Source organism: Modestobacter caceresii (assembly GCF_000761485.1).
GTDB classification, from domain to species: Bacteria; Actinomycetota; Actinomycetes; order Mycobacteriales; family Geodermatophilaceae; genus Modestobacter; species Modestobacter caceresii.
Genome location: NZ_JPMX01000003.1, coordinates 87,441 through 102,776, shown reverse-complemented (window position 1 = coordinate 102,776; position 15,336 = coordinate 87,441). Strand labels below are relative to the sequence as shown.

Below are 15,336 nucleotides of genomic sequence, written 5' to 3'. Positions count from 1 at the left end.
GTGCTCACAACTCGGTGCTCACGGTTCGGGTGCTCACTGTTCAGTGCTCCCGACGCTGCTCGGGATAGGAGAAGTGCGGCGCGGACACGTCGTCCAGCGCCGTGGTGATCGCCGGCGGCAGCCGGACCCCCTGGGCATCGAGGGCGGCCTGCAGCTGCTGGGCGGTCCGGGCGCCCACGATCGGGGCGACCACGCAGGGCCGGTCGTGCAGCCAGGCGAGGGCGACCCCCAGCGGCGTGGTGCCCAGCCCCTGCGCGGCGGTGACGACCGCCTCCACCACCCGGTCCGCGGTCGCCGACCGCAGCCCGTCGATGAACCCCAGCCACTGGGCGGACGCGCCACGCGAGTCGGCGGGTGTGCCGTCCCGGTACTTGCCGGTGAGCAGCCCCCGGCCCAGCGGCGACCACGGCAGGATGCCCAGCCCCAGCGCCTCCGCGGCCGGCTGCACCTCCCGCTCGACGCCGCGCTGCAGCAGCGAGTACTCGACCTGGGTGCTCACGATCGGGGTGCGCCCGGGCCAGGCGCGCTGCCAGGTGGCGGCCTGGGCGGTCTGCCAGCCGGAGAAGTTGCTCACCCCGACGTAGCGGGCCCGGCCGGAGGAGACGGCCAGGTCGCAGGCGGCCAGCGTCTCCTCCAGGGGCGTCGCGTCGTCCCAGGCGTGCAGCTGCCACAGGTCGACGTGGTCGATCCCCAGCCGCTCCAGGGACGCGTCCAGCGCCGAGAGCAGGTGCCCGCGGGAGGCGCCCCGGCCCATCGGCCCGGGCCCGGTGCGGCCCGCCGCCTTCGTGGCGACCAGCACGTCGTCGCGCGGGACGACGTCGGCCAGCAGTCGCCCGAGCGTGCGCTCGCTCTCCCCGTCGGCGTAGACGTCGGCGGTGTCGACCAGCGTGCCGCCGGCGTCGACGAACGCCGTGAGCTGCATCGCGGCCTCGTCCTCGTCGGTGTCCCGGCCCCACGTGAGGGTGCCCAGCCCCAGCCGGGAGACCACGAGCCCACTGCGCCCGAGCGCCCGCTGTTCCACGACGGGTCAACCTACCGTTGCCCACCGACGCTCCCCGGCAGCGACGAACGTCTCCTGCCGAGGTGCCGGGCCCCGGTGTCCCGGCCACCTAGGGTGCCTGTCGTGCGCGAGCCCCCGACCTGCCCTGACCACCGCCCGGCCGAGCAGCGGAGGCGCTGACCGTGGGCTGGTTCGAAGCTCTCGTCCTCGGGGTGGTCCAGGGCCTCACCGAGTTCCTGCCGATCTCCTCCAGCGCCCACCTGCGGGTGGTCGGCGAGGCGTTCGGCTGGGGCGACCCCGGGGCGGCGTTCACCGCGATCACCCAGATCGGCACGGAGCTCGCCGTGCTCATCTACTTCCGGCACGACATCTGGCGGATCATCACGGCCTGGGTCCGGGGGCTGTTCGACCGCTCGGCCCGCAGCGACCCCGACGCCAGGATGGGCTGGCTGATCATCATCGGCAGCCTGCCGATCGTCGTCCTCGGGCTGCTGTTCCAGGACTCGATCGAGACGACGTTCCGGGACCTGCGGATCATCGCCGTCGCCCTGATCGTCTTCTCGCTGGTCCTCTACTGGGCCGACCGGGTGGGCAGCACCGAGCGCGACCTGCCCGACCTGACCGTCAAGCACGGCCTGACCTTCGGGTTCGCCCAGGCGATGGCGCTCATCCCGGGGGTCTCCCGCTCCGGCGGCACCATCACCGCCGGTCGCTTCCTCGGCTACAACCGCGCCGCGGCGGCGCGCTACTCGTTCCTGCTCGCCGTCCCCGCCGTGCTGGGCGCCGGGTTCTTCCAGGCCTACGAGTCCCTGACCGGCGACACCGAGGGCGAGGCGCTCTCGTGGGGCCCGACGATCCTGGCCACCGTCATCGCCTTCGGGATCGGGTACGCCGTCATCGCCTGGCTGCTGCGGTACCTGGCCCACGGCAGCTTCGCCCCGTTCGTGGTCTACCGGATCGTGCTCGGCGGCCTGGTGCTGGTGCTCGTCGGCACCGGCGTCCTCGAGCCGACCTGATGAAGGACCCCGTCCTCCTCGCCCCTCGCGAGCTCGCGGCGAGCCTGTGGGCGGGGCCTTAGAGTCGGCGGAGTGCGGAAGGACCCGCGAGCCCCCCACCGCTCGCAGGCTCGCGCCGGGCCCCTGCTCGCGGGCCGATCGAGGAGGCAAGCCCCATGACGACGGTCATCCTGCTCCGACACGGCCGGACGACGGCCAACACCGCCGGCGTGCTGGCCGGCTGGACCCCCGGGGTGCGGCTGGACGACACCGGCCAGACTCAGGTGCAGGCGGTCGCGCAGCGGCTGTCGGAGGTGCCGCTGGCCGCGGTGGTGAGCAGCCCGCTGGAGCGCTGCCAGCAGACCGCCGGCACGGTCGCCGAGGGGCGTGCGCTGGAGGTGCAGACCGACGACCGGTTCGGCGAGGCCCGCTACGGCGACTGGACCGGCCGCCCGATCAAGGAGCTGACCAAGGACCCGCTCTGGAAGGTCGTGCAGCAGCACCCCTCCGCCGCGGTCTTCCCCGGCCCGGAGGGGGAGGGGCTCGCCCAGACCCAGGCGCGCGCGGTGGCCGCCGTCCGGGAGTGGAACGCGAAGCTCGGGCCGGACGCCGTCTGGCTGGTCTGCAGCCACGGTGACGTGATCAAGGCGGTCCTGGCCGACGCTCTGGGGATGCACCTGGACTCCTTCCAGCGCATCGTCGTCGACCCGGCGTCGCTGTCGGTGGTCACCTACACCGACACCCGGCCGTTCCTGGTGCGGGTCAACGACACCGGCGGCGACGTCTCCGCCCTCATCCCGCCCAAGAAGAAGCGCGGTCGGCGCAAGCCCTCCTCCGACGCGGTCGTCGGCGGCGGCGCGGGCTCCGGCGCCGCGTAACCTGATCGCCGTGCCTCGTCAGGTCTTCCTCTTCGACCGTCCCACCCGGTTCGTCGCCGGCACGGTGGGCCAGCCCGGCGACCGCACCTTCTACCTGCAGGCCTCCGACGAGGCCGGCCGCACGATCAGCGTGGCGCTGGAGAAGACGCAGGTCCAGGTGCTGGCCGACCGGATGAGCGAGCTGCTCGACGAGGTGGCCAACCGCGCCGCCGTCGTCGTCCCGCCCGACGCCGACGTCGACGACCTCGAACCGCTCACCGCGCCCGTCGACGAGGAGTTCCGCGTCGCCGCGATGGGGCTGGCCTGGGACGGCGAGGAGGACGCGGTCGTCGTCGAGGCCGTCGCCGCCGGCGAGGAGCCGATCGAGGAGGACGTGATCCTCTCCGACAGCGACGAGGGCCCCGACGCCCTGCGGGTGACGATCACCCCGGTCGCGGCCCGGGCGTTCGTCGCCCGCGCCCGCCGGGTCATCGCCGCCGGCCGGCCCTCCTGTCCGCTGTGCTCCCTGCCGCTGGACCCGACCGGCCACGTCTGCCCGCGGCAGAACGGTTACCGCCGCTGAGCCGGCGCTGCGATGACCGCGCCTGATCCCCGCGACGACCGGCTGGAGCACCCGCTGACCGACGAGCCCCTCGAGCTGGACGACGACGAGCTGGACGACGACGAGTTCGAGGGGGACGACGGCGACGTCGTCGAGCTCGATGTCGCCGCGTTCGACCACGGTGACCGCCGGCCACCCAGCGGCGCCGACGAGGTCACCGCCCTGCTGCGCGAGGGCGTGCTGGACATGGAGGGCCGCCTCCTCGACGCCAGCAACGTCACCCTCATCGGGGGGATCCGCACCGACCAGCTGGCTGCCACCTGCGTGTACAAGCCGGTGGCGGGGGAGCGGCCGCTGTGGGACTTCCCCGACGGCACCCTCGCCGGCCGCGAGATCAGCGCGCACCTGGTGTCGGAGGCGACCGGCTGGTCGATCGTGCCGCCCACCGTGCTGCGCGAGGGCCCGTTCGGCCCCGGCATGGTCCAGCTGTGGATGGACGCCGACCCCGCCGTCGAGCTCACCGAGTTCGTCCGGCTCGACGTCCCCGAGCTGCGCCGGATGGCGGTCTTCGACGCGGTGGTGAACAACGCCGACCGCAAGGGCGGCCACATCATCCCGATGCGCGGTGGACACGTGTACGGCGTCGACCACGGCATCTGCTTCTCCGTGGAACCCAAGCTGCGCACCCTGCTGTGGCGCTGGGCCGGCAGGCCCCTGCTGGCGGAGCACCTGGCCGTGCTGGAGCAGCTGGCCGAGCAGCTCCGCGGCGACCTGGGTGACCAGCTGCACGAGCACCTCACCCGGCGCGAGGTGCGGCGCACCCAGCAGCGGGTGGCCGAGCTGCTGCGCAGCGGGCTGCACCCCCAGCCCAGCGGTGACTGGCCCGCGCTGCCCTGGCCCCCGTTCTAGAGCACAGCGGCAGTGGCCGGGCCCGGGCGGCTGACTTCCCGGGCGCGGGCTGCCAGGGTGGGTGGGTGCCTCATCGCAGCCGACTCGCGATCCTGTTGATCGACCTCCCTCCCCAGCTGCACGACCGGGGCCAGCAGTTCTGGTCCGCCGCCACCGGTCACGCCGTGGAGCCCGACACCATCGACGACGCGTGGTCCTCGCTCGGTTCCTTCGCCGACGGGTTCCACCTGGAGGTCCAGCGCACCGGGGTGGGCACCCCGCCGCGCTGGCACGTGGACATCGAGACCGACGACGTGCACGCGGAGGTGGCCCGGCTCGAGGCCCTCGGGGCGCTCCGGATGGCCGACATGGGCGGGTTCTGGCAGATGAAGGACCCCGCCGGGCTGCTGTTCTGCGTGGTCGGCGTCCAGACCGGTGAGGAGTTCGACCGGCACGCCACCACCTGGCCCTGACGGACCGCCGGACGGCGGTGGAGCGCGCCGGGGACCGGGTGCATTGCCGCCCTGTCGGTGGCCGGATCTAGGCTCCTGACGTGCTCTCCTGGCCTGCCCCGCTGCTCCCCACCCTGCCCGGGTCCGGCCCCGCTCTGCGGCTGTACGACACCGCCCGCGGCGAGGTGGTCGAGACCTCCCCGGGCCGCACCGCCCGGATGTACGTCTGCGGCATCACGCCCTACGACGCCACGCACCTCGGCCACGCGGCCACCTACCTGGCCTTCGACCTGGTCAACCGGGTGTGGCGCGACGCCCGGCACGCCGTGCACTACGTGCAGAACGTCACCGACGTCGACGATCCGCTGTTCGAGCGGGCCGACCGCGACGGCGAGGACTGGATCGTGCTGGGCATGCGCGAGACGGCGCTGTTCCGCGAGGACATGACCGCGCTGCGGGTGCTGCCGCCGGAGGACTTCGTCGGCGCCGTCGAGTCGATCCCGCGGATCGCCGCGCACGTGGAGAGCCTGTGGGACGCCGGCCTGGCCTACCAGCTGGAGGACGGCACCGGGGACGTCTACCACGACGTCGCCCAGGCACCCGGGTTCGGCTCCGAGTCCGGTTACGACGAGGCGACCATGCTGCGGCTGTCCGCCGAGCGGGGCGGCGACCCCGACCGGGCGGGCAAGCGGCACGCGCTCGACCCGCTGCTGTGGCGAGGGGCTCGCGAGGGCGAGCCGTCCTGGCCCGGTCCGCGCGGCGTCGCGGGCCGCCCGGGCTGGCACGTCGAGTGCGCCACGATCGCACTCGACCGGATCGGCATGGGCTTCGACGTCCAGGGCGGCGGCAGCGACCTCGTCTTCCCGCACCACGAGTACTCCGCCGTCCACGCCGAGGCGCTCACCGGCACCAAGCCCTTCGCCCGGGCCTACGTGCACGCCGCGATGATCGGGCTGGACGGCGAGAAGATGAGCAAGAGCCGGGGCAACCTGGTCTTCGTCTCCCGGCTCCGCGGCGACCGCACCGACCCGATGGCGATCCGGCTGGCCCTGCTGTCCGGGCACTACCGCACCGACCGGGCCTGGGCCCCCGAGCTGCTGGCGCAGGCGCAGCGGCGGCTGGACACCTGGCGGCGGGCCGTGGAGCTGCCGCTGGGCGCGCCGGCCGGCCCCGTGCTGGCCGCCGTCCGGGAGCGGCTGGCCGACGACCTCGACACCCCCGGCGCGATCGCCGCCGTCGACCGCTGGGCCGCCGCCAGCCTCGCCGAGGCCGCCTCCGGTCCGGGCCTGCCCGCCGCCCAGGCCACCGACGACTGGGACGAGCAGTCGCCGGCCGTCGTCCGCGACGTGGTCGACGCACTGCTCGGCGTCGCTCTCACGCCGTGAGCGAGGGCGGGACGGGGTTCGAGTGGCTGGCGTACCCGCCTGCCTTCACCCGGATCGACCGGCAGGCACGGGAGGACGCCGAGGCAGCTCTTGCCCCGGCGGCCGCGCGGTCCTCCCGGAGCCGGGGACGGGCGCGCCCTGAGCCCGACGACGGACTCCGCACCTGCTGGGAGCTCGACCGCGACCGGGTGCTGCACGCCAAGGCCTTCCGCCGGCTCAAGCACAAGACCCAGGTCTTCCTGCACCCCGACGGCGACCACTTCGTCACCCGGCTCACCCACACCCTCCAGGTCACCCAGGTCGCCCGGTCACTGGCCCGGGCCCTGGGCCTGCACGAGACCCTGGCCGAGGCGATCGCGCTGGCCCACGACGTGGGCCACTCGCCGTTCGGGCACATCGGTGAGGAGGCCCTGGAGCCCTACGTCGCAGGAGGCTGGCACCACGCCGCCCAGGGGGTGCGGATCGTCGAGGTGCTCGAGGACCTCAACCTCACCTGGGAGGTGCGCGACGGCGTCCGGGCACACAGCTGGAAGATCACCCCGCCGCCGGCCACCCGGGAGGCGGAGTGCGTGAAGTTCGCCGACCGGATCGGCTACCTCTCCCACGACGCGCTGGACGCCGTCCGGGCCGGGGTGCTGCGCGCCGGTGACCTGCCGGCCCGCACGCTGGCCACCTTCGGCCCGCCCGGCGGGGCGATGGTCGGCGCGATGATCGAGGCGGTCGTCGACGGCACGTACGCCTCGGCGCGCGAGGAGGCCCGACACGCCGTCCCCGGCGGCCCGCCGGCACCGGCCGTGCGGATGGCGCCGGACGCCCTCGAGGCGATGAACGAGCTGCGGGCGTTCATGTTCGAGCGGGTCTACGAGTCCGAGATCGCCGCCGGGCAGAAGCACGTGGCGATCGAGGTGATCCGCCGGCTGGTCGACCACCACCTGGCCCATCCCGAGCTCATGCCGGCCAGCTACCGGGACACCGAGGCCGGCCTGGTCACCCAGGTCGTCGACTACGTGACCGGGATGACCGACCGGTTCGCCCTCGCCACGTACGACCGGCTCTTCGACGACACGGCCACCGTCCGGATGCGCCCGCTGCTCGTCACACCCTGAGAAAGGGCTGGCGACGAGAACGGGCTGAGGGTCGTCATCCCGTCGAGATGACGACCTTCAGCCCGTTCTGATCTTGAAGCGACCGGGGTCAGCTCGTGCCGCCGCGGGGGCGCAGCGGAAGGACCCCGCCGCCCCCCACCACTCGCGGGCTCGCGGCGGGCCCCTGCGACGGGGCCGCAGGTCAGCTCGTGCCGCCGCGGCGGCGCAAGTACCTCTCGAACTCGCGGGCGATCTGGTCGCCGTTGGCCTGGGACAGGTCGCTGGCCGTCTGCCGCTCCTCCAGGGAGCGCACGTACTCGACGACCTCCTCGTCCTCCTGGGCCATCTCGTCGACGGTCTTCACCCACTCGTCGGCCTGGTCGGGCAGGGTGCCCAGCGGCACGGTGACCTCGAGGACCTCCTCGACCCGGGTCAGCAGCGCCATCGTCGCCCTGGGGGAGGGGGGCTGGGAGACGTAGTGCGGCACGGCCGCCCAGAAGCTCACCGCCGGCAGCCCGGCCTGCACGCAGGCATCGGCGAAGACGCCGAGGATGCCGGTCGGACCCTGATAGGTGGACGTCTCCACACCCCACTGCCGCGCCGACTCGGCGTCGTAGGCCGAGCCGGTCACCGGCGTGGGCCGGGTGTGCGGCGTGTCGGCCAGCAACGCGCCGAGCGCGACCACCGTCTGGGCGCCGAGCTCCTGGATCAGCTCGATCAGCTCGTCGCAGAAGCTGCGCCAGCGCATGTTCGGCTCGATGCCGCGGATGAGGACGACGTGCCGCTCACTGCCCGGCGGCTTGACCACCGACAGCCGGGTGGTGGGCCACTCGACCCGGCGGGTGACGCCGTCGATCAGGGAGACGGTCGGCCGGTTGACCTGGAAGTCGTAGTAGTCCTCGGGGTCCAGCGCAGCGAGCGGGGTGGCGTTCCAGGTCAGCTCCAGGTGCTCCACGGCACCGGTGGCGGCGTCCCCGGCGTCGTTCCATCCCTCGAACGCGACCACGACCACGGGGTCGTCCAGCTCGGGCAGGTCGTCAGCGTCGGACTTCGGATCGATCACCCTTCGAGCCTACGTCGATCTGGCCCGCCGCCCCGGTTGCTCGTGGGGCGTCCGGGACCGCCCGGGCCACGGGGTGCACCCGGGCAGGGGAGGGAAGTGCGACGATGGGGGCGCTGTTCGAGGACGACGAGGCCGCTCGCCCGTCGGAGTTGCCAGGGCCCTGGCGCCGGACGCCTCCGTGACCGTGCCCGATCGACCACCGAGGACTGCCCGTGCCTGCATCCCCGCACGTCCGCCCTGACGCCACGACCGCGCTCACCGCGCTGCTGCAGCAGCGGATCCTGGTGCTCGACGGGGCGATGGGCACGGCCATCCAGCGGGACCGGCCGGACGAGGCCGGCTACCGCGGTGAGCGGTTCGCCGACTGGCCCAGCGACGTCCAGGGCAACAACGACCTGCTCAGCATCACCGCCCCGGAGATCATCAGCGGCATCCACCGCGAGTACCTCGACGCCGGCGCGGACCTGATCGAGACCAACACGTTCAACGCGACCCGGATCTCGCTGCTCGACTACGGGATGTCCGACCTGGCGTACGAGCTGAACGTCGCCTCCGCCCGGCTCGCCCGCGCCGCCTGCGACGCGGTCAGCACACCGGAGAAGCCGCGCTACGTCGTCGGTGCGCTCGGCCCGACCAGCCGGACGGCGTCCATCTCACCCGACGTGAACGACCCCGGCGCCCGCAACGTCAGCTTCGACGAGCTCGTCGAGGCCTACCTGGAGCAGGCCGACGGGCTGGTCGACGGCGGCTCGGACGTGCTGCTGATCGAGACGATCTTCGACACCCTGAACGCCAAGGCGGCCATCTTCGCGCTGGAGACGCTGTTCGCCGACCGCGGGCGCCGCTGGCCGGTGATGATCTCCGGCACGATCACCGACGCCTCCGGGCGCACCCTCTCCGGGCAGGTCACCGAGGCGTTCTGGCACTCGGTACGGCACGTCGAGCCGCTGCTGGTGGGGCTGAACTGCGCGCTGGGTGCCAAGGAGATGCGGCCCTACATCGCCGAGATCTCCCGGATCGCGGACACCTTCGTCTCCTGCTATCCCAACGCCGGGCTGCCCAACGCCTTCGGTGAGTACGACGAGTCGCCCGAGGAGACCGCGGCGATCGTCGGGGAGTTCGCCGAGAGCGGCTTCGTGAACCTGGTCGGCGGCTGCTGCGGCACCACGCCGGCCCACATCGCCGCCATCGCCGGCTCGGTCGCCGGCCGGGCCCCGCGGACGCCGGTCGAGGTCGCCCCGGCGCTGCGGCTGTCCGGGCTGGAGCCGCTGACGGTCACCGAGGACAGCCTGTTCGTCAACGTCGGCGAGCGGACCAACATCACCGGCTCGGCCCGTTTCCGCAACCTCATCAAGGCCGGCGACTACCCGACCGCCCTCGCCGTCGCCCGCCAGCAGGTCGAGGCCGGCGCGCAGGTCATCGACGTCAACATGGACGAGGGGATGATCGACGGCGTCGCGGCGATGGACCGGTTCCTGAAGCTGGTCGCCACCGAGCCCGACATCTGCCGGGTGCCCACGATGATCGACTCCTCGAAGTGGGAGGTCATCGAGGCCGGGCTCAAGTGCGTCCAGGGCAAGGCGATCGTCAACTCCATCTCGCTGAAGAACGGCGAGGAGGAGTTCGTCACCCAGGCCCGGCTCTGCCGCAAGTACGGCGCCGCGGTCGTGGTGATGGCCTTCGACGAGGACGGCCAGGCCGACAGCCTGCAGCGCCGCCAGGAGATCTGCCGGCGGGCCTACGACGTCCTCACCCAGCAGGTGGGCTTCCCGGCCGAGGACATCATCTTCGACCCCAACGTCTTCGCCGTGGCCACCGGCATCGAGGAGCACGCCACCTACGGGGTCGACTTCATCGAGGCCACGAGGTGGATCAAGCAGAACCTGCCCGGCGCGCTGGTCTCCGGCGGCGTCTCCAACGTGTCGTTCTCCTTCCGCGGCAACAACCCGGTGCGGGAGGCGATCCACGCCGTCTTCCTGTTCCACGCCATCGCCGCCGGCATGGACATGGGGATCGTCAACGCCGGCGCCCTGGAGGTCTACGACGAGGTGCCGGCGCTGCTGCGCGAGCGGATCGAGGACGTCGTCCTCAACCGCCGCCCGGACAGCACCGAGCGGCTGCTGGAGATCGCCGCGGACTTCGCCGGCGACGGGGCGGCCAAGGAGGTCGCCACCGAGGAGTGGCGGTCGCTGCCGGTGGGGGAGCGGATCACCCACGCCCTGGTGAAGGGGATCGACGCGTTCGTCGAGACCGACACCGAGGAACTGCGCCAGGAGATCAGCGCCCGCGGCGGCCGGCCCATCGAGGTGATCGAGGGGCCGCTGATGGCCGGCATGAACGTCGTCGGCGACCTGTTCGGCGCCGGGAAGATGTTCCTGCCCCAGGTGGTGAAGTCGGCACGGGTGATGAAGAAGGCCGTCGCGCACCTGATCCCGTTCATCGAGGCGGAGAAGCAGCCCGGGGACGCCGAGCGCAGCAACGGCAAGGTCGTGATGGCCACCGTGAAGGGCGACGTCCACGACATCGGGAAGAACATCGTCGGCGTCGTCCTGCAGTGCAACAACTACGACGTGGTCGACCTCGGCGTGATGGTGCCCGCCCAGCGGATCCTGGACGCCGCCAAGGAGGAGGGCGCCGACATCATCGGGCTCTCCGGGCTGATCACCCCCTCCCTCGACGAGATGGTCAACCTGGCCACCGAGATGGAGCGGCAGGGGTTCACCATCCCGCTGCTGGTCGGCGGGGCCACCACCTCCCGCGCGCACACCGCGGTGAAGGTCGCGCAGAAGTACTCCGGGCCGGTCATCTGGGTGAAGGACGCCTCGCGGTCGGTGCCGGTCGTCGCCGCGCTGCTGTCCGATGAGCAGCGCCCGGCCCTGCTCGCCGAGACCGACGCCGACTACGCCGCGCTGCGGGAACGGCACGCGGCCCGGCAGGACACCCGCTCGCTCCTCCCGCTGGCCGCTGCCCGCGCGGCGGCGACCCCGATCGACTGGTCCGACCACCACCCGCCGCGGCCCCGGATGCTGCTGCAGCAGACGAAGGACGTCTGCGCCGGGCCCAGCTGCGACCACCGGCACGGGGTGGCCACCCAGTTCGTGCGCAGCTTCGCCGACTACCCGCTGGACGAGCTGCGGGAGTACATCGACTGGCAGCCGTTCTTCAACGCCTGGGAGATGCGCGGCCGGTTCCCCGACATCCTGCACAACCCGACCACCGGGGAGGCGGCCCGCCGGCTGTACGAGGACGCGCAGGCGATGCTCGACCAGCTGATCGCCGAGCGGTGGCTGCGGGCCAGCGGCGTCTTCGGGTTGTTCCCGGCCAGCCAGGTGGACGGCGACTCCATCGAGGTCTACACTGACGAGTCCCGCACCGCCGTCCGGGCGACGCTGCACCAGCTGCGGCAGCAGACCGAGGGCCGGGACGGCTCGCCGCGCAAGTCGCTGGCCGACTTCGTCGCACCCAAGGCGACCGGGCTCCGGGACCACGTGGGGGCGTTCGCCGTCACCGCCGGCCTGGGCTCGGCGGAGAAGGTGGCCGAGTTCAAGAAGGCCAACGACGACTACAGCGCGATCCTGCTGGAGTCGCTGGCCGACCGGCTGGCCGAGGCGTTCGCCGAGCGGCTGCACGAGCGGGTGCGCACCGAGTTCTGGGCCTACGCCCCCGACGAGCACCTGGACGCCGACGGGCTGCTCGCGGAGAAGTACGCCGGCATCCGCCCCGCACCGGGCTACCCGGCCTGCCCCGAGCACACCGAGAAGCAGACGATCTGGGAGCTGCTCGACGTGGAGGCCGCCACCGGCATCCAGCTCACCGAGAGCATGGCCATGTGGCCGGGGGCGGCGGTCAGCGGTCTGTACTTCGCCCACCCGGAGTCGCGGTACTTCGTGCTGGGCCGGATCGGCCGCGACCAGGTCGAGGACTACGCCCGGCGCAAGGGCTGGACGGTCGCCGAGGCGGAGCGCTGGCTCTCACCCAACCTGGGCTACCGCACCGAGGACGAGTGAGCCGGGCTCACTCCACGACGAGGACGTCGGTGTAGGTCGCCGAGTGGCGGCTGCTGAAGGCGTACTGACCCGGCTGGTCGGGCGCCGCGAAGGTCAGCAGCGTCCCGGCGGCGACATCGACGTCGAACGAGGCGTCGTCCGCGGTGATCGTCACCGGCTGACCGCTGGCGTTGTGCACGGTCACCCGCGACCCTGCGGCGACCGGGCCGGCCACGTGGAAGCGGTCCTCGTCGACCAGGACGCCGACCGAGAGCTCGCCGTGGTCGTGCCCGGCCATGGGGTCCGCAGCCGCCGCGGGAGCTGCCGGCGCGGCCGTCGCTGACCCCACCCCGGCCGCGACCGGGGGCGGGGATGCCGCCAGTGCCACGGCCAGGGCGACCGTCGCCAGCAGCACGGCCGTCTCCACGACGGCCAGCCGCCGGAAGGCGCCCGGCTGCCCCGCCCGCAGCTGCGGCAGGGTGCGGCGCCGGTGCTGCCAGCCCAGCAGGCCCACGACGGTCAGCCCCAGCGTCTTGCCGAGCAGCAGCACGCCGTAGCCGGTGCCCAGCGCGGCGACCACGGCCCCGGCGCCGCCCAGGACGACCCCCGCCGCCAGCACCCCGGACACCGCGGTGGCCCCGAAGCACCACAGCGCGACCGCGCTGTACCGCCCGGCGGCCGCCGGCGTGGCCCGGCCGTACCGCAGCAGGGCGCCCAGCCCGCCGACCCACAGGCTCGCCGCGACGACGTGCACGGCGAGGGTGGTCACCGCGACCAGGTGGTCCTCCGCGGCCGACGAGTGCCCGCTGAGCACCACCGGGACGACCAGGGCGGCCAGCGCACCGGCCAGCAGCAGCCGCGCACCCCCGCGGCCGGTGCCGGGCCGGGCCGCCACCGCGAGCCCTGCGGTGATCGCGGTGACCAGCAGCACGGCACGGCCGGCGCCGGTGTCGAGGAGGAACACCCGGACCGAGGACCCGTCCAGCGCGGTCGGGGCCACGCCCACCAGCCGGCTGACGGTGAGCAGGCCGCCGAGCGAGGTCGCCAGCGCCCAGGCCAGCGCCCACGCCGACGCCGTCGACACGGCGCGCCTGGCCTGTGGGGCCAGCTGCCCGGCGCCTGCGGGGAGCAGGACGGCGGCGAACAGCAGGGTCCCCACCGTGCCCACCGCGGCGATCCGGGCGGCCAGTGTGATCACCGGCCCACCCCACTCCACCAGCAGGCCTGCCTCGCGCAGCCCGACGGCGGCGGGAGTCGTCGGGCCGCTGCCCACGGCGATCGCCCAGCCCAGGACCGCGAGCAGGCCGGCCACCGCGGCCGTGGCCGTCGGCACCCGCCACCGGGCCCGCTGCGGCGCACGCTGCTCCTGGTCCGGGCGGACCACGGTGCTGGTCACCGCCGGCTGCGCAGCCGGCCGAGGACCAGCGCAGCCGCCGCCCCGAGGGCCAGGACGCCACCGACCAGCCAGCCGACCGGGAGGGCGGGGTCGGCCGCCGCGGCCGCCACCGACGGGGGCGCCGCGTCCGGGGTCGCCGCGTCCGGGGCCGGCGTGCTCCCCGCGGCGACCGTGAAGTCCCAGGAGCCGGTGAGCGGGTGCCCGTCCGAGGAGGTGCTGCGCCACTGCACGGTGTAGCTCCCTGCGGAGAGCTCGGCGGTCAGTGACTGGACGACGGTCGTGTCCCGTATCTCGGCGGCGCCGGTGGACACCACGGCGCCGTCCGGGCCGAGCACCAGCACCTCGGTGCCCAGCGGCAGCGGCGTCGCGCTGAACTCCAGCTCCACCGAGGACGGAGCTGTCGGCACGGCGGCGCCGGCTACCGGGCTGCTGCTCACGAGCGCGTCATGGGCCCGGGCGGGAGGCGCCCCGATGCCGAGGAGCAGCACGGTCAGCAACCCCACCAGCAGCACCGGCCCGGGGCGCGGACCGGCGATCGGGAGGGCGCGCAGAACAGTCATGCCCGTTCTTCGTCCGCGACCGCCCTTCCGGTTGGTCCGGCCCTCGCCGAACGCCATGTGCTGATCGTCGTCTCCGCCCGTACGAGGCCGGACTCCCACCCGCTGCACAGCCCGGCATCAGGAAATTCCTGGGCGGCAGTGAACCGATCCCGCACCACCTCCCGAATGTCGGGTGGTCAGCGCGGCAGTGGGGAGATCCCCGCTGGGGGATCCGTCGGCTGTCCGGGGTCGTCAGACCTGTTCCGCGGTGGGGGCAACGGTGCACCCGCCGACCGACCGGACGAGCGGTGTCAGCCGCCGTCCGCTGCTCCCACCTCACGGTGGGTGCGGCACTCCGATCACGAGGAGCACACCTTGCGCAAGGCACACGCATTCCCGGCCATCGCCATCGCCGCTGCAGCGTTCCCGCTGCTCACCATGAGCACCGCTTTCGCCCACGAGGGGGCCACCAGCTACCAGGCCGACCTCGGTGCGCTCAACCAGTCGGGCGTCGACGGCACCGGGATGGTCACGCTGGACGGCAACACGGCGACCGTCATGATCGAGGCGTCCGGGCTGCTGGCGGGTTCGCCGCACGCCCAGCACTTCCACATCGGCGCCCTGGGCGAGTGCCCGACCGACGCCGACGACACGGACGGCGACGGCTTCCTCAGCACCACCGAGGGTGCACCGGCCTACGGCGCCATCGGCACGTCGCTGACCACCACCGGCGACACCAGCCCGGACAGCGGCCTGGCCATCGACCGCTTCCCGACCGCGGACGACGGCACGCTCAGCTACGAGCGCACCTTCGAGGTCACCGACGACGTCCACGCGGCGTTCGAGGCGGGCACGGCCGTCCTGGTCGTGCACGGCGTCGACAAGAACGACTCCGGTGCCTACGACGGTGACGTCATGAGCGACCTCGACCCGTCGCTGCCGATGGAGGCCACCGCCCCCGCCGCCTGTGGTGCGCTCGAGGTCGCGCAGATGGGTGCCGCGCCGGCCGGCGGCGCCGAGACCGGTGCCGGCAGCACCTCCGGTACCGAGAACACCGCCGTGATCGGCGTCGGCGTCCTGGCCGCCGCCGGTGCTGCGGGTGCCGGTGCGATCGCCTACCGCCGTCGT

At 73.5% G+C, this 15,336-nt stretch carries 13 protein-coding genes; 9 read left to right on the top strand and 4 right to left on the bottom strand.

The features are described from left to right. Window positions 1–40: 40 nt before the first annotated feature. Window positions 41–1,021, bottom strand: a complete 981-nt coding sequence (locus IN07_RS01140; protein WP_036332704.1) for an aldo/keto reductase — start codon at window positions 1,019–1,021, stop codon at window positions 41–43. 161 nt (window positions 1,022–1,182) lie between these two features. Between IN07_RS01140 and IN07_RS01135 the strand changes: the two genes are divergently transcribed. The 7 genes from IN07_RS01135 (at window position 1,183) to IN07_RS01105 (ending at window position 7,245) form a co-directional block, all read left to right on the top strand. Continuing rightward, window positions 1,183–2,016 carry an undecaprenyl-diphosphate phosphatase gene (locus tag IN07_RS01135; RefSeq protein WP_036332702.1) on the top strand — a complete coding sequence of 278 codons (834 nt, stop codon included), beginning with the start codon at window positions 1,183–1,185 and terminating at the stop codon, window positions 2,014–2,016. Window positions 2,017–2,171: 155 nt separating this feature from the next. Further along, on the top strand, window positions 2,172–2,873 hold the full coding sequence (locus tag IN07_RS01130) for a histidine phosphatase family protein (RefSeq protein ID WP_036332700.1): 702 nt from the start codon (window positions 2,172–2,174) through the stop codon (window positions 2,871–2,873). A 10-nt stretch (window positions 2,874–2,883) separates the two neighbouring features. Then, entirely contained in the window at window positions 2,884–3,435 is a 552-nt protein-coding gene (locus tag IN07_RS01125; protein ID WP_036332698.1) for a DUF3090 family protein, read from the top strand. A 12-nt stretch (window positions 3,436–3,447) separates the two neighbouring features. Beyond that, on the top strand, window positions 3,448–4,323 hold the full coding sequence (locus IN07_RS01120; protein ID WP_036332696.1) for an SCO1664 family protein: 876 nt from the start codon (window positions 3,448–3,450) through the stop codon (window positions 4,321–4,323). 65 nt (window positions 4,324–4,388) lie between these two features. Beyond that, the gene (locus IN07_RS01115) at window positions 4,389–4,775 is read left to right on the top strand and encodes a VOC family protein (RefSeq protein WP_036332694.1); all 387 of its coding nucleotides are present in this window, start codon (window positions 4,389–4,391) and stop codon (window positions 4,773–4,775) included. Between the two features lie 80 nt (window positions 4,776–4,855). Then, window positions 4,856–6,139 carry a cysteine--1-D-myo-inosityl 2-amino-2-deoxy-alpha-D-glucopyranoside ligase gene (gene mshC / locus IN07_RS01110; protein ID WP_036332692.1) on the top strand — a complete coding sequence of 428 codons (1,284 nt, stop codon included), beginning with the start codon at window positions 4,856–4,858 and terminating at the stop codon, window positions 6,137–6,139. Then, entirely contained in the window at window positions 6,136–7,245 is a 1,110-nt protein-coding gene (locus IN07_RS01105; protein WP_231557929.1) for an HD domain-containing protein, read from the top strand. The genes mshC and IN07_RS01105 overlap by 4 nt, the downstream gene beginning before the upstream one ends. A 181-nt stretch (window positions 7,246–7,426) precedes the next feature. On the opposite strand, the gene IN07_RS01100 is transcribed toward IN07_RS01105, so the two are convergent. After that, window positions 7,427–8,287, bottom strand: a complete 861-nt coding sequence (locus IN07_RS01100) for a PAC2 family protein (RefSeq protein WP_036332690.1) — start codon at window positions 8,285–8,287, stop codon at window positions 7,427–7,429. Window positions 8,288–8,499: 212 nt separating this feature from the next. Here IN07_RS01100 and metH point away from each other — a divergent pair, with 212 nt between their 5' ends. After that, window positions 8,500–12,294, top strand: a complete 3,795-nt coding sequence (gene metH / locus IN07_RS01095) for a methionine synthase (RefSeq protein ID WP_052090464.1) — start codon at window positions 8,500–8,502, stop codon at window positions 12,292–12,294. 7 nt (window positions 12,295–12,301) lie between these two features. On the opposite strand, the gene IN07_RS01090 is transcribed toward metH, so the two are convergent. Together IN07_RS01090 and IN07_RS01085 are read right to left on the bottom strand one after the other, a co-directional pair. Further along, the gene (locus IN07_RS01090; RefSeq protein ID WP_052090462.1) at window positions 12,302–13,669 is read right to left on the bottom strand and encodes a copper resistance D family protein; all 1,368 of its coding nucleotides are present in this window, start codon (window positions 13,667–13,669) and stop codon (window positions 12,302–12,304) included. Then, the gene (locus IN07_RS01085) at window positions 13,666–14,229 is read right to left on the bottom strand and encodes a copper resistance CopC family protein (RefSeq protein WP_052090461.1); all 564 of its coding nucleotides are present in this window, start codon (window positions 14,227–14,229) and stop codon (window positions 13,666–13,668) included. The genes IN07_RS01090 and IN07_RS01085 overlap by 4 nt, the downstream gene beginning before the upstream one ends. Before the next feature lie 354 nt (window positions 14,230–14,583). Between IN07_RS01085 and IN07_RS01080 the strand changes: the two genes are divergently transcribed. Next, window positions 14,584–15,336 (top strand): hypothetical protein (locus tag IN07_RS01080; RefSeq protein ID WP_036332823.1); only part of this gene is annotated, 753 nt, incomplete at its 3' end.

What these genes read in the sequence shown, in the direction of transcription:
- IN07_RS01130 (WP_036332700.1), top strand. Translation starts at nt 2,172, where the DNA reads ATGACGACGGTCATCCTGCTCCGACACGGCCGGACGACGGCCAACACC.
- IN07_RS01120 (WP_036332696.1), top strand. Translation starts at nt 3,448, where the DNA reads ATGACCGCGCCTGATCCCCGCGACGACCGGCTGGAGCACCCGCTGACC.
- IN07_RS01085 (WP_052090461.1), bottom strand. Translation starts at nt 14,229, where the DNA reads ATGACTGTTCTGCGCGCCCTCCCGATCGCCGGTCCGCGCCCCGGGCCG.